Below are 13,779 nucleotides of genomic sequence, written 5' to 3'. Positions count from 1 at the left end.
CAAGAGCCTCGTCATCACCAGAACTTATTTCCGTTGTACTTGGCTATGAGCTCTCGGCATAGCCTCCAGTAACCGTCTCGGACTCCCTTCATCCTGTCGACGGTAAGTTCCGTCAAGTAGCTTGAACACTTTTCCGGAGATCGCTCGTAAAGCTCCACAGCCTCCTTGTCCACATGGGGGATAGACCCCATGAAACTCTTCTCCAGAGGGTTTCTGAACAAGACCAGGTCTTTCATCGCCCTCTGATATCTTCTGTTTACCAGGTCGCTGGCTAGACTGACACACCATCGGGCAGAGGCGGGATCGAAAAAATCGGCCTCGAAAGTACGCCAGCTGTCGGCAGTATCGGTCACCCCAGCGTATATGGGAACGTAGCAGGAAAAAAGAGGCAACCCCATGCCGAACCACATAATTCCTCCGACAGGATCGGGCAACCATCCTCTGTTCTGAGCGACGAAGCTATAGGAGGTCCTAGCTGCTATAGGCCTGGAATAGGGTATATTCAACAGAGACCTAGTGGCCCTATCCGGCACCGGGGTGGCCAACTCGCTCTTTACGAGCTCTCCGTTTACCCCGGGGACTAACCAAGCTTGGTTATCCTCCATGGAAAAAGGAGTGTCGTTCAGCCTGGAACGGAAGATATCGAATACATCCGATACCGAGACCGGCCTTTCCGGCTTAAAGGAAAAAGGATACGATCGGAGCTCACCGTATGGATCCCAACGAATCGAGGGAGCCAGATCGGAATAGATGCAAAAAAGCCGACTCCTCACCCACATAGAGGATGGGGACCACGGCCCGTAACCGGGAGAGTACGTATCCGTCCAGTTGAAGGGCTCGTTCGAGGCAGGATCGTACCAACCGTTGCGCACCGCCGGATCCATATAGTTTTTGGAGACCATGAAATGTTCGCCGTCGTCGGGGTCGACGACGCCTATCCTGCTGGCGTTGGCTATGACAGCCACGTGATCGTCCGGCACCCTCCTGGCCGCCCAGATAGCTCCGGGCCGACCGGAATCGGGGCTCCAATCATATCCGACACTCATTATCTCCAATATCCATATCTCGTCGGTGTCCGCTATGGCAAGGGACTCTCCCTCGTTGGCACAGGACCCCAGAAAACCGTACTTCTCTGCCATCTCGCCTATAAGCCTTATGGCATCTCGTGCGGTCCTAGTTCTCTGAAGAGCCAGTATGGACAGCTGCTCCACCGTCATTACAGATTTCGTGTCGGGGTAGAAGGCCTTGAGCTCATCCTTCTGCCCTATGGTAGACTCCGCTATGGCGAGTTGATGTTCGTTGTAGCTGGAATAGCCGGTCCTGAAGTATCCGTATGTCCTCTCGACCTCGGGGATCTCGGCTATTTTGACCGGTTTTCTGTCGTCCTCCCCTAAAAGGTTCAGGTATATCGGCGTAAAATTCCCCGGGGCGTGCTTCTTTCCCGGAACGTATCTGATGTTGGAATCGTACCATCCGTCGGCGGTCTGGGAGGCTATCACGGAACCGTCCAAGGTAGCGCCCTTTCCAGCGACCACGACGGTACAACCGAAAGCAGCATAATTACAGACTAAAGACAGCCAGACCACCATTGCGATCTTGCAATATCTCACCGTCACTCCTCCTTTCCCACTGCATGCCTTTATGATACCATCCAGTTTTACAAGGTTCATTGGTCCTCGTTTTGAATATGCGATAAAATAGGTCCGTCACGACCTGCCCTTCATGAGGCGGGACATCGAAGGGAGAGAAAGTTTATGGATATGCCTGTTCTAAAGATCGGCGGACACAGCCCTCGCCATCCTCTGATACAGGGGGGCATGGGGGTGCTCGTGTCCGGCCCAAAATTGGCTGGGGCGGTTGCCCGATCGGGGGCCATCGGAACCATAGCATCGGTAGGGCTTGCGGCGGCTCACCCCGACTTCACCGGACGTAACTACTTCGAGATCAACCAAAAAGCCATCAAGGAATACTTGGCAGAGGCCAGGGAGATAGCCGGCCCCGACGGAATCCTAGCGATAAACTGCATGGTGGCTTTGACTGACTATGAGCTTCACGTAAGGGCGGCCTGCGAGGGAGGAGCCCAGATAATAATCTCCGGAGCCGGACTCCCTCTGAAACTACCAGAGTATACCAAAGACTACCCGGAAGTAGCACTGGTACCCATAGTCAGTTCCGCCAAGGCGGCCCAACTGATAATGAGAAGATGGAAGAAAACCTGCGGCAGGATCCCCGACGGATTCGTAGTTGAGACCCCCCTGTACGCGGGAGGACACCTCGGAGCCAGAGACGAGGCGATGGTAAAAGATCCGTCTTTGTCTCTTGAGGTCGTCGTACCGGAACTGGTGTCGTTCCTGGAGAAAGAGGGGCTGGACATACCAGTTATAGCGGCAGGTGGTATATGGGACAGGGAGGACGTCCTCAAGGCGTTCGATCTGGGAGCCAAGGGAGTGCAGATGGGAACCAGATTCGCAGCCAGCGAAGAAGGGGATGCCGACATCAGGTTCAAACAGGCCTACGTGGACGCCACGGAAGACGACGTGGTGCTGATACACAGCCCAGCTGGACTTCCTGGAAGGGCACTTAGATCTCCCATGGTAGACCGATATCTGAAGGGCGACGTCGAGAGCAAACCCTGTATGGCCAACTGTCTGACCCACTGTAGATATCGCAAAACAAAGGAGACCTTCTGCATAGCTCAGGCATTGGTCGACGCCTACAGAGGAGACTGGGAACACGGACTTTTCTTCTGCGGCAGCAATGTCACGAAGGTAAACAGCATCGAGAAGGTCGAGGACGTGATACGATCGCTCTTCCCAGAATAGGCATAGTCAAAATAAAAAAAGAGGGTTTCGAGATGAAGTCGATCTCGAAACCCTCTTTTTTTCTGATTCAACCCTCAATCAACATATCCTCCAGTCCACCTCCGAGAGTCACCATGGGAAACACCTTGAACTCGTCGCTGATGGGACATTCTATAAGACTCGGACCGGGATACCCGAGGGCTCTGTCGAGGCAGACGTCCAGATCCTCCCTTGAAAAAACCCTGAATCCCTGGGCTCCATAAGCCCTGGCCAAGGAGACAAAGTCGCAGACAGGCGTCTCCACAGTAGCGCTGTACCTCTCGTCCCAGAAAAGCTCCTGCCATTGACGGACCATTCCTAAAGAACCATTGTTGAACAGGACTATCTTGACCGGCAATTCCATTCGAACGGAGGTCTCCATCTCCTGGGAGTTCATTAAAAAACTACCATCTCCGGAGAGACAGACCACCGGTCTCCCCGGCCTGGCTATGGAGGCCCCTATGGCGGCAGGCAACCCGAATCCCATGGTCCCCTGACCACCGGAGGAGAGAAAAGTCCTAGGCTTCATGGACTTCCAGAAGAGGGCCCCCCACATTTGATGCTGCCCTACATCGGTGGTCACGACATCCTCCGGAAAAAGCCTGTTGCGAACCGTGACCATTATGTCTTCGGGCGAAAGAGGCCCGCCCGATCTGACCTGCTTGGATATCGGAATATTCCACAGAGAGGCCCAGTCCTCGAAAGAACGTCCGGGAGGCTGGCCGTTCAATATCTCCAGCCCCCTTTTGAGATCTGAGAGAACTGCCAGATGAACAGGGATATTTTTTCCTATCTCCGCTCTATCCAGATCCATATGGACTATAGAGGCGCCCTTTGCGAAACCGGAGACCTTCGCGGTGGTTCTGTCTCCGAGTCGACAGCCCAGCACCAGCACCAGATCGGACCGAGACAGAGCCCTGTTAGCCCTTACCGTTCCATGCATTCCCGCCATGCCCAGGGAGAGATGATGGTCTTCCGGGAAAGCTCCTTTGCCCATCAGGCTGGTGGCCACAGGGATAGAGCGGGAGGAGGCGAAGCGAAACAACTCGTCGGAGGCTCCGGAGAGGATAGCCCCTCCTCCTGCCAGTATCACCGGCCGCTCCGATTCGTCCAAAAAACCCAGGATAGGAAGGATCGCCGAAGCCTCGTCCTGATTGAAACTCTCTCCGGGAAAGGTCCTCTCGGCTAAGAGTTGCTCTCCATAGATAACACTCTTGCGTTGAACGTCAACCGGGAGATCGACCAGGACCGGTCCGGGACGACCGGAGGAGGCGAGTCGAAAAGCGGATCGAACGGTGGAAGCGAGGTCCTCCACCCTCTCGACGGAGAAGCTGTGTTTGACCATGGACAACGAGGCTCCGTACAGGTCTGCCTCCTGAAAAGCATCGCTGCCCTTGAGATTTCCCGCCACCTGACCGGTCAAGACGACTATGGGGACAGAGTCCGCCTGGGAGTCGGCCAGAGCCGTCAAAGTATTCAAGGCTCCCGGCCCCGAGGTGGCTATACATAGACCGACCTTGCCGGAGGCCCTGGCGTAACCGGCAGCGGCAAAGCAGGCCCCCTGCTCGTGTCGGAACAAGACGTGCTTTATCGACGACCCATAGAGGGAATCGTACAGAGGTATAACCGTTCCCCCGGGAACTCCGAAGGCCACGTCGGTGCCGCAGCTCTCGAGGGTCTTTATCAATATATCCGCTCCGGTGAAGGACGACTTCATCTCTCGATCCCCTCCTGGGAAAAATACCGTCTCGGGCCCTATCTAGGGGCCTTTTTAGCCTCCAGCCAGGGCATCATATCCCTGAGATCGGCTCCTACTCGCTCCAGCTGCTGTAAAGCCTCTCTTCTCCTCCAGGCCTTCATCCTCGGACGACCGGTCTGATTTTCCAGGATCCAGTCCTTTGCGAAGCTGCCGTCCTGGACCTCTCTGAGCAGCTCCTTCATGGCAGCTCTAGACTCCGATCCGATCACCCTGGGCCCGGCTACCATGTCTCCATACTCGGCGGTGTCGCTTATGGAGTATCTCATCCAGGAGAGACCTCCCTCGTATATGAGGTCGACTATCAGCTTCATCTCGTTGAGACACTCGAAGTAAGCTATCTCCGGCTGGTATCCTGCCTCCACCAGGGTCTCGAAACCGGCCTTCATCAGTTCCGTGACACCTCCGCAGAGCACCGCCTGCTCCCCGAAGAGGTCGGTCTCCGTCTCCTCCTCAAAGGTGGTCTCGATAACCCCGGCCCTTCCGCAACCTATGGCGGACGCATAGGACAGTCCCAGATCCTTGGCGGATCCCGTGGCATCGTTGTAGACAGCAAGAAGTCCCGGAGTTCCCTTGCCCTGGGTATAGAGACGCCTCACTATGTGCCCAGGGCTCTTTGGAGCCACCATGAAGACATCCACGTCCTCCGGTGGCTCTATCTGGTGATAGTGGACGGCGAACCCGTGTGCGAAGGCCAGGGCCATGCCGGGCTTCAGGTTGGGGGCTATCGACTCCCTGTAGACCGATGGCTGGATAGTATCGGGCATCAGTACCATGACGAGATCGGCCTTGGCAACTGACTGGGGCACGGAGAGCACCTCGAAACCGTCCTCCCTGGCCACCCTAGCGGAGCGGCTGCCTTCGTGAAGCCCCACGACCACGGAGACCCCGCTGTCCCTGAGATTCTGGGCGTGAGCGTGTCCCTGGCTGCCGTAACCCAACACCGCCACCGTCTTGCCCTCCAACTTTCCCGATACCGCATCTCCGTCGTAGTAAACCTTTGCCATAACCCTAAGCACTCCTTCGCTCTCTCTCGAAATCGGAGGCTCCCTCGAAGAGGACAACCTCCACCGTCTCCATCAACCGCCGAAGCTGCAGGATCATACGATCGCACCTCTCCTGCCCCTCGGCCACCTCCAGGCGACACCAACAAAGCCCATCCTCTCTGCCTCTCTCGGCGGAGAAGCTGACAAGATCATAACCTCTTCTCAGCACCATCGAAGCTATCCTCACCATAGTTCCAGGCTCGTCCTGGGCGAGAACCCCTATCCTTCGATACAAAGTATTCCCTCCTTTTCGACCATAAAAAAAAAGGCCGGGATCCTCTACGAGGATCCCGGCCCGGCGTCGCGGTCGGACTATACGCCGACAGTCACTCCAGGAAGGACCCCGCAGCTGATAACGACGACTATAATAATAACGAATAGGTTAAGGGTTGCCGTTGCTTTCATAGCGAGCTCCTTTCCCGGTCCAGGACCGACGGGTGTTGGCGGAAATAATACGAGCGAAAGAGTTTTTTGTCAACCCCTACTTCTCCGATTCTTCCGAAATCGACTTCTTCAGTTCGTTAAGCTTCAATCCGATCTCCAGATAGCGGGTCTCCATTTCCTGAAAAGACCTCATGTCCTCCAGATACGGACCTTTTCTGTATTTCCTGTCCTTTTTGTGTCTCTCCAGCTTCACGCACAGGTCCCTGAAGGACTCCATCGCTTCCGACATCGCTCTGGAGTAAGCCCTCAGGACCATCAGAAAACGGCCCTCCTCGGACTCGTCCGACGGAGACAGCCCCTTTATCCCGATACGAACCTTCTCCAGCCTGTCGAGAAGCGGAACGACCGCCTCGGAAGCCTCTAGAGGATCCGGTCTGAAAAAACCGAGGGCTTTCTTGAGTGAGAACTTGAAGATGCGGTTCTGTATCGAAAGATACTCCCTGAGTACCGAGTTGACCTCCAGAGCGAGATCTGCGACCTCCCCTGTCATCACGATTCGGAGCATCTCCTCTCGGCGGAAGTAACCACGTTGCCCAGAAGCATGGCGATGGTCAAGGGCCCTACGCCGCCGGGAACGGGGGATATGGCTCCCGCAACGGAGGCGACCGAATCGTAATCGACGTCTCCGACGATACCGTCCTCGGTGCTGTTTATACCGACGTCGACAACGACCGCACCGGGCTTTATCATTTCGCCTGTGATCATTTTAGGACGGCCTACCGCAGCCACAACGATATCGGCGGAGCGAAGGACCTCCGTAAGGTTCGCCGTTCTGCTGTGACAGTAGGTGACAGTGGCGTTTTTCTCCAGAAGCATCATCCCTACAGGCTTGCCGACTATGTTGCTTCGTCCAACTACCACGGCGTGTTTGCCCTCGAACTCCACGTCATAGCTATCCATGAGATACATCGCCCCCTGAGGGGTACAGGGCCGGAGGGACGGCAGGCCGGACATCAACCGTCCCAGATTGGCGGGGTTAGAGCCATCCACGTCCTTATCGGGGTCTATGGCGGCCTGGATTCTCTCGTTGGAGATATGGCCGGGAAGGGGCATCTCCACCAGAATACCGTTAACTCCGTCGTCTCGATTCAGTTCCTCAACGAGGTCGAGAAGCTCACTCTCCGAGGTCTCTCCGGGAAGCTGATGAAAGTCGAAGGAGATTCCTACGGATTCGCAGTTCTTCTTTTTCTGACCGGCGTATACCTTGGACGCGGGATCGTCTCCCACCAGCACTACCGCCAGAGAGGGAACTATCCCCTTTTTCCCTAGCTCCAGGACCTTCGCCGCTATAGACTCCTTGGCTTTCTTGGATACGGCTCTACCGTCCATCACGATATTATTCAAGTCAGGACCTCCCTATCGTCATGAATTTACGATCTATCCGTTATTCTATCTCAAAAGGACCGAAACGACAGGGAAGTCGCCGAAGGATGCGGCTAAATCAGACCTTTTTCCTCCAGATACTCCCTCGCCACCACGTCGGCGGGAAGTCCCACGGCGTCGACCTTATAGTTCAGCTCCTGCATTGTCTCGTTGTCCAGCTCCGATATGGGTGCCAGTATTTCCACAACGTCGGGATTGGCATCGAGGAACTCCTTCCTGACGGTCACGCACAGATTATAGGCAGGGAAGAATTTCTTGTCGTCCTCGAGGACCAGTAGGTCGAATTTAACCAGCTTCCCGTCGGTAGGATAGGCCATGGCTACGTCTATCTGGCCTCTGTCGATGGCTTCGAAAGTCAGACCTATGTCCATAAGCTTTCTCTGTCCCGTGGTCAGCTCGATGCCGTAAGTCTCGATTATCCCGGGAATACCGTCGGGACGTTCGTTAAACTCAGAGCCTATACCGAAAATGATCTCCTCTGGGTGAGAGTTATTGTACTCGGTTAGCTCCGAGATGGATGTGCCCAATTTCTCCGCATCGCCCTTTCTTATGGCCAATGCGAAGGTATTGTTGATCTTGGAACGGTCAAGCCAAACTATGCCGTTTCGCTCCAGGTCCTCGGCCTTGACCTTCTCGTAAAGCTCCTTGGGGTCTCCCACCTTTTCATCGTGTTTGAGATAAAGAGGCCAAGCGGTTCCGGTATACTCGGCGTAGATATCGATCTGACCTGAGGTGAGAGCAGTCCTGGTGATGGAACTTCCTGTTCCCATCTTCTTCGATACATCGTAGCCCCCGTTCTCCAGGAGAAGTGCCATCATCTCGCCGACCACGTACTGCTCGGTGAAGTTCTTTGCCCCTACCGTGACCTCTTTGGCAGAAACCGAAGACGCCCCGATAGTCAGGAGCAGACTAAAAATCCCTAATGCTAAAACCTTTGACGCTGACTTACGAAAAAAATTCATGTTTACCTCCTAAACATTATCTTCCCTGGGACAATCCCTTGGGGACGACCTTTTTCTCAACGGACGCAAATACGAAATCGACGACCAAGGCCAAGATGGCAGAGAGTCCTGCCCCTACCAGGATGGCCCCGTTATTCTGCATCTTCAAACCGGTGAAGATGATATCTCCCAGGCCTCCGCCTCCTATGACCGCGGCCACCGTGGCGGTCCCTATATTTATGGTGGCGGCGCTTCTCACCCCGGACATGATGACCTCCGAGGCCAAAGGTAACTTGACCTTCAGGAGAATCTGAGCTCTGGTCATCCCTATTCCTCTGGCGGCCTCCACGACCTCGCCGGGCACTCCTAGAAGGCCGGACACCACGTTGAAGACCACAGGAACGAGACAATAGATCACCAATGCAAGGATAGCCGGAGCCTTTCCTATCCCGACGAAGAGGAAGGAAAAGGCCACTACCGCTATGGAGGGAGTAGCCTGAGAAGCTCCCAGGATAGTAAGAAGGGCACGCCCAAACCCCTTACCGCCGCCGGTGGCTATGAAGATGCCCAACAGCAAACCCAGGATTATTGATATAGCCATGGAGGAGAGGAATAGGGTGATATGGGAAGAGAAGGCAATCCATATCTGTTCTCCGTGACCGGCAATGTAGGAGATCACCTACGATCACCTTCTACCTGGGAAAACACGTCGGAGAGATGGATGACTCCCAACAGTTTTCCGATTCGATCCACTACAGGAAGCTGCCTAGCTCCGACCTCCAGCATTCTCGACAGAGAGTCGGTGACACTGGTATTCCTCTCCACTCTGGCACAGTTTTCCTCGTAGTCTATGGAGACACGTCCCTTTTTGTTTCCCTTGTCCAGGACGTATCTGCCCAACAGGATCCCTCCGTCGTCTATCAGATAGGCAGTGTTAATCACCTCTCCCTCCAGACGTTTCATCAAAGCCTCCCTGGTCTGAGAGACAGTGTCCTCCCTCACTATGGAGAAGTACCCCCTGTCCGTGACAAATTCCTTGGCCCTTCTGAGAGACAAGGCCTTGAGGGTCCTGTCGTGTCCAAGTAGGTTCTCGACGAACTCGTCAGAGGGATTGTCCAGTATCTCCGAGACCGAATCGTGCTGGACGACCGCCCCGTCCTTCATGACTACCACACTGTCTCCCATCTTGATGGCCTCGTTTATATCGTGGGTAACGAAGACTATGGTCTTTCCTATCTCCTCCTGGACCTCCAGGAAAGAGTCCTGAATGGTGGTCCTGTTTATCGGGTCTATCGCTCCAAAGGGCTCGTCCATCAAAAGTACCTCAGGGTCCGCCCCTAAAGCTCTGGCCAGGCCTACCCTCTGTTGCTCTCCTCCGGAGAGCTGAAGAGGATACTTTTCGGCGTAGCTTCCGTCCAAGGTCACAAGATCTAGCAGTTCGTAGACCCGCTTGGAAATTTTTTCTTCCTTCCACCCCAGAAGCCTGGGAACGGTGGCGACGTTGTCGAACACCGTGTAATGAGGAAAAAGGCCGACATGCTGTATGACGTACCCTATGGACCTCCTCAGGTCCACTGGGTTCATATCGGTGACGTCCTCTCCACCTATCATGATCCTTCCTCCCGACGGCTCTACCAGACGGTTGATCATCTTAAGGGTCGTCGTCTTCCCGCATCCGGAAGGACCTATGAGCATGGTGATCTTGCCCTTCTCTATCGAGACGTTCAGGGAGTCTACCGCGACCTGATCGTCAAATTTTTTGGTTACGTCTATGAGATCTATCAACTATTTCAGCTCCTAATCTTCTGGCGATAATCCCTTAGGGGTTACGATCGTCTCGAAACGCAGCAAAAGCCAGTTGGCCAATATCCCCAAGAGAGCCACCGACAGAGCACCAGCTCCCACCATCATTATGTTCGACCGGGCTATCCCAGAAAAGATGAAACCACCCAATCCGCCAGCTCCCACCAGAGAGGCAAAGGCGGCCACGCTGATCCCCATGACTACGGCGAGACGGACCCCGGCCATTATAACCGGCAGAGCCAGAGGTATGCGGACCTTCCAGAGAACCTGCATCCTTGAAAGACCGATTCCCGTGGCGGCCTCGATGATCGCCGGAGACACTCCGTTCAAGGCGGTATAGGTGTTCCTCGTTATGGGAAGAAGGGAATAGATGGATATAGCCAAGACTGCCGGGACAACTCCAAGCCCCATCTTGATGGAGGCCAAAAGGGCCACCATTATTCCGAAAAGGGCCAAGCTGGGTATGGTCATCAAGATACTGGAACCGTATATGACCAAACGGGCTATTCTGGGACGAGAGGATATCCATATCCCCAGGGGAAGACTGATGCAGATCGCTATGGGAACGCTTATTCCGACTATGAGGAGATGTTGAAGAAGAGCCTCTAGAAGCTTTACGTGATAGTACTTTAAAAACATCGATAACGATATGGGACACTCACTCCTTTCCATCGACAAAAAGATTCGAGACATATAAAATAACACCAATAGCCGAATAGGACAACACACAAGACCATAAAGAGACGTATCCGCAACACAAAACACGCAAGCAGAAAGAGGAGAACATCAAGGATGATTAAGAAAAGATACATTACATCGGAGGAGGCCGCGACAACCAGAGGGGTGACTCCGGCGACCATTAGAAAATGGCTCAGGGAAGGATATATAGACGGAATAAAGATGGGGAGACTGTGGAGGGTCGTGGAGGACAGCGACGTAGAGATAGAGAAAATGGACAAGAAAACGGAAACCCTATTGAAAGGATCTCTCGAGAAGCTACAGGAATCGATGGACCGGATAACCGAATTGATCGGATCAGGCGGCAACGTCCAGCTCATAAGGGCATTGTGCACCGTTCTCCCCCAGCTCGAGGATGCCTCGGATAAGATCGTAGCTCTCTCCGAGATGGCGTCGCAAGACGAGAGATAAAAAAGCGGATCGACGACCTCAGCTTGAGGGCTGCCGATCCGCTAGTTAAAAAACTACGAGAGTCAAACCGGATCTGGAGCTCCTACACCCGATTTTTCCATATGGACATCCACCTGAGGGAACGGTATCTCTATTCCCTCCTTCTCGAATATCTCCTGGATCCTGTAACGCATATCGCTGGCCACGCCGGTCGGGAAACCGTTCTTGACGTTGACCCAGAAATACAGTACGAAGTTCATCGAACTGTCTGCGTATTCCGAAAAAAGAACGAAGGGCTTCGGATCGGGAAGCACAGTCTGATGATCCCTGGCCAGTCCCAATAGGATCTCCTCAACCTTTCTGGCGGGAGTACCGTAGGCCACTCCGATCTCCAGCTTCCCCCTTATGATCTTGTCCGACAGGGTCCAATTGGTTATGCGGTTATCCAGAAAATAGCTGTTCGGAACCAGAACGTCGTAGTTATCGAAGGTCCTGATCTTGGTGGAACGGGAGTCGATCTCCAACACAGTAGCGGTGATATCGTCCACCTGGACTATATCGTTGATCTTGAACGGCTGTTGTACCATGAGTATAAAGCCGCTGATCAGATTGTTGAATAGGTTCTGGGCTCCAAAACCGATACCGATGGCTACGGCACCACCTAGAAACGCGAAGGCGGTGAGAGGCACGTTGACGACCTTGAGGGCTATGAGAAAGCTTCCACATATCAGGAAGTAGTAGATAAGCCGTTCTATGGCATGAACCCCGGTAACGTCGACTCTCTTAGAGTGGATCAAGAGCCACTTACGGATGAACTTGGCTATCCTTCTGCTGGCCATTAGACCGAAGGACAACACCACCAGAGCTATCACGAACTCCCTCAGCCTGACGGCATACCCCCCCATATGCCATAGCTCGGTGTTCAATATCTCGGCCGTTCTGGCACGCCACATGGAGGATACCTTCTCCGTTATGGCGACCTCCTTTATGTGGCTCTTGATCTCCTCCAGCAGCCTCTTGTTCATGGTATCCAATGTTATAAGGGACACCATGTAATTCATGTTTTGGGACATTATGTCGTCCAGAATCTTGGACCTTCTCTTTAGTGAAGCTACAACAACCTTGTCCTTCGCCTGATCAAGCTCTCCGCTCAGGGCTATCGACCTGGCGTGAAGGGCGGCCTGATACTTCTGCTGCGAGATGAGGACATCCTCGAAACGGCCGATCCTTTGCTCGACCTCGTCCCTTTGCTTTAGCAAGATATCGGCACTTGCCCCACCGGGCTTTAAAAGATCGTATCGGTCCATCCATATGTCTTTCATCTCGTTGAGAAAGCCAACCATCTCCTGGGCCTGCTCCATGGTTAGATGCAGATACTCTCTCTCTATCTCCGCCATGGAGAACACTCTCTGAGCCTCTTTCACCGCCTTATCGCCGGTGGCGGCGCTGAGTTTGGCGTGAGCTTCCGCATAGGCGTCCTCGGCCTTGGGTATGTCTTTTCCCAAGACCTCCACCTTTTTCTGAAGGGCCTTGAGACCCTCCTCGTATCTGGCCAGGCCGGCCTTCATGTCCCCCTCGTCGAAAGAGACGTTAGAGTAGATATATTTCTTGACGTCCTCGGCCTGACCCAGACGAAGTCTTGCGGCATCCCTCTGAAGACGAAGATTCTCGAGGTTTCTCTCCAGATAGGCCAGGGTCACCTTCCAGAGTTCCTCGTTCACCTGCGCTTTTTGAAAGGCCCAGAGCTTTTTGTTCTCCTCCTCTGTACCTTTGGCTTTATCCAGCTCACTCTGGGCCAATCGAAGGTCCTTTCCCGCCTCGTCCAGCTGGGATCTAGCGCTTACTATGGCCTTCTGCTCTCTGGCTATGGACTCCTCCAAAGTCTCCAGTTTGGAGGATAGATCGTCAGCGTTGGCCAGATATTCATCATAAAAACTCAACTTATAGGGAGGCTCTTCCTTCAGGGATAGTCTGGCCTGCCCCTTTTCGGACTCCCTCTTTTTCAGATCCTCCCTAAAACCGACGGTCTTCTCGACCGCACCGTTAAGTCGCTTGTAGAAATTTTGGAGTGAAGACAGAACGGTGATCCTGTCCTCCACATCCGCCTCCGACACCCCGTAACGAGCGGCCGACTCGGCTACCGGCACGGATGCCCAGGTTCCTATGGATCGATCCAGCTCTGCTATCCTGTTCTCGTTCTTCGCGACGTCGTATATGTCGCCAGATGAGGAATCGCCCGACGCGGGGTCACCCTGAGTCTCTCCGATCGCGCCTTCCTTGACAACGGCGGTAAGGGCGTTCCCGTCGGACACCTCGGGAAAGACCGTAAAGGACAGCAACAGAACGAAGATCAAAAACGTTTTTCTCATCCTATCTCCCCCCATCGTTGTTTTATGGTACCACAACGTACTGGAGTTCAGCTCCACTCCGGTGTATTA

13 protein-coding genes are annotated in these 13,779 nt (G+C 54.1%); 2 read left to right on the top strand and 11 right to left on the bottom strand.

Features of this window, described 5'->3' with window-relative positions:
* Positions 1 to 14: 14 nt before the first annotated feature.
* Positions 15 to 1,610 carry a dipeptidase gene (locus tag DPEP_RS07015; protein WP_040382486.1) on the bottom strand — a complete coding sequence of 532 codons (1,596 nt, stop codon included), beginning with the start codon at positions 1,608 to 1,610 and terminating at the stop codon, positions 15 to 17.
* A 144-nt stretch (positions 1,611 to 1,754) separates the two neighbouring features.
* Between DPEP_RS07015 and DPEP_RS07010 the strand changes: the two genes are divergently transcribed.
* Positions 1,755 to 2,822: an NAD(P)H-dependent flavin oxidoreductase gene (locus tag DPEP_RS07010; protein WP_005660814.1), complete on the top strand. Its 1,068-nt coding sequence runs from the start codon at positions 1,755 to 1,757 to the stop codon at positions 2,820 to 2,822.
* A 67-nt stretch (positions 2,823 to 2,889) separates the two neighbouring features.
* Here DPEP_RS07010 and ilvB read toward each other — a convergent pair whose 3' ends face one another.
* The 9 genes from ilvB to DPEP_RS06965 all read right to left on the bottom strand — a co-directional run bounded on the left by ilvB (position 2,890) and on the right by DPEP_RS06965 (position 10,852).
* Positions 2,890 to 4,557 carry a biosynthetic-type acetolactate synthase large subunit gene (gene ilvB / locus DPEP_RS07005; RefSeq protein WP_005660813.1) on the bottom strand — a complete coding sequence of 556 codons (1,668 nt, stop codon included), beginning with the start codon at positions 4,555 to 4,557 and terminating at the stop codon, positions 2,890 to 2,892.
* A 38-nt stretch (positions 4,558 to 4,595) separates the two neighbouring features.
* On the bottom strand, positions 4,596 to 5,603 hold the full coding sequence (gene ilvC, locus DPEP_RS07000) for a ketol-acid reductoisomerase (protein ID WP_005660812.1): 1,008 nt from the start codon (positions 5,601 to 5,603) through the stop codon (positions 4,596 to 4,598).
* A 4-nt stretch (positions 5,604 to 5,607) separates the two neighbouring features.
* Positions 5,608 to 5,877 carry an ACT domain-containing protein gene (locus DPEP_RS06995; protein ID WP_005660811.1) on the bottom strand — a complete coding sequence of 90 codons (270 nt, stop codon included), beginning with the start codon at positions 5,875 to 5,877 and terminating at the stop codon, positions 5,608 to 5,610.
* 246 nt (positions 5,878 to 6,123) lie between these two features.
* Complete coding sequence (locus DPEP_RS06990; protein ID WP_198003055.1) at positions 6,124 to 6,591, bottom strand: hypothetical protein; 468 nt, start codon at positions 6,589 to 6,591, stop codon at positions 6,124 to 6,126.
* Positions 6,576 to 7,430, bottom strand: coding sequence for a bifunctional methylenetetrahydrofolate dehydrogenase/methenyltetrahydrofolate cyclohydrolase FolD (folD, locus tag DPEP_RS06985; protein WP_005660808.1), 855 nt, complete (start codon positions 7,428 to 7,430; stop codon positions 6,576 to 6,578). The genes DPEP_RS06990 and folD overlap by 16 nt, the downstream gene beginning before the upstream one ends.
* Before the next feature lie 92 nt (positions 7,431 to 7,522).
* Positions 7,523 to 8,431 carry a glycine betaine ABC transporter substrate-binding protein gene (locus tag DPEP_RS06980; RefSeq protein WP_005660807.1) on the bottom strand — a complete coding sequence of 303 codons (909 nt, stop codon included), beginning with the start codon at positions 8,429 to 8,431 and terminating at the stop codon, positions 7,523 to 7,525.
* 16 nt (positions 8,432 to 8,447) lie between these two features.
* Positions 8,448 to 9,089, bottom strand: a complete 642-nt coding sequence (locus tag DPEP_RS06975) for an ABC transporter permease (protein WP_005660806.1) — start codon at positions 9,087 to 9,089, stop codon at positions 8,448 to 8,450.
* A complete protein-coding gene (locus DPEP_RS06970) occupies positions 9,086 to 10,195 on the bottom strand; it encodes an ABC transporter ATP-binding protein (RefSeq protein WP_005660805.1) in 1,110 nt (369 codons plus the stop codon). Before DPEP_RS06970 ends, DPEP_RS06975 begins: the two co-directional genes overlap by 4 nt.
* Before the next feature lie 12 nt (positions 10,196 to 10,207).
* Positions 10,208 to 10,852 carry an ABC transporter permease gene (locus DPEP_RS06965; protein WP_040382481.1) on the bottom strand — a complete coding sequence of 215 codons (645 nt, stop codon included), beginning with the start codon at positions 10,850 to 10,852 and terminating at the stop codon, positions 10,208 to 10,210.
* Between the two features lie 153 nt (positions 10,853 to 11,005).
* Between DPEP_RS06965 and DPEP_RS06960 the strand changes: the two genes are divergently transcribed.
* Positions 11,006 to 11,362 carry a helix-turn-helix domain-containing protein gene (locus DPEP_RS06960; protein ID WP_005660803.1) on the top strand — a complete coding sequence of 119 codons (357 nt, stop codon included), beginning with the start codon at positions 11,006 to 11,008 and terminating at the stop codon, positions 11,360 to 11,362.
* Between the two features lie 62 nt (positions 11,363 to 11,424).
* On the opposite strand, the gene DPEP_RS12830 is transcribed toward DPEP_RS06960, so the two are convergent.
* Complete coding sequence (locus DPEP_RS12830) at positions 11,425 to 13,710, bottom strand: mechanosensitive ion channel domain-containing protein (RefSeq protein ID WP_005660801.1); 2,286 nt, start codon at positions 13,708 to 13,710, stop codon at positions 11,425 to 11,427.
* Between the last annotated feature and the right edge of the window lie 69 nt (positions 13,711 to 13,779).

The sequence above is a fragment of the Dethiosulfovibrio peptidovorans DSM 11002 genome, from assembly GCF_000172975.1.
GTDB lineage: Bacteria > Synergistota > Synergistia > Synergistales > Dethiosulfovibrionaceae > Dethiosulfovibrio > Dethiosulfovibrio peptidovorans.
The sequence above is the reverse complement of the archived record's forward strand: the minus strand, read 5'-3'. Positions and strand labels throughout refer to the sequence as shown.

What these genes read in the sequence shown, in the direction of transcription:
- DPEP_RS07010 (WP_005660814.1), top strand. Translation starts at nt 1,755, where the DNA reads ATGGATATGCCTGTTCTAAAGATCGGCGGACACAGCCCTCGCCATCCT.
- ilvB (WP_005660813.1), bottom strand. Translation starts at nt 4,557, where the DNA reads ATGAAGTCGTCCTTCACCGGAGCGGATATATTGATAAAGACCCTCGAG.
- ilvC (WP_005660812.1), bottom strand. Translation starts at nt 5,603, where the DNA reads ATGGCAAAGGTTTACTACGACGGAGATGCGGTATCGGGAAAGTTGGAG.
- DPEP_RS06990 (WP_198003055.1), bottom strand. Translation starts at nt 6,591, where the DNA reads ATGCTCCGAATCGTGATGACAGGGGAGGTCGCAGATCTCGCTCTGGAG.
- DPEP_RS06980 (WP_005660807.1), bottom strand. Translation starts at nt 8,431, where the DNA reads ATGAATTTTTTTCGTAAGTCAGCGTCAAAGGTTTTAGCATTAGGGATT.
- DPEP_RS06965 (WP_040382481.1), bottom strand. Translation starts at nt 10,852, where the DNA reads ATGTTTTTAAAGTACTATCACGTAAAGCTTCTAGAGGCTCTTCTTCAA.
- DPEP_RS06960 (WP_005660803.1), top strand. Translation starts at nt 11,006, where the DNA reads ATGATTAAGAAAAGATACATTACATCGGAGGAGGCCGCGACAACCAGA.
- DPEP_RS12830 (WP_005660801.1), bottom strand. Translation starts at nt 13,710, where the DNA reads ATGAGAAAAACGTTTTTGATCTTCGTTCTGTTGCTGTCCTTTACGGTC.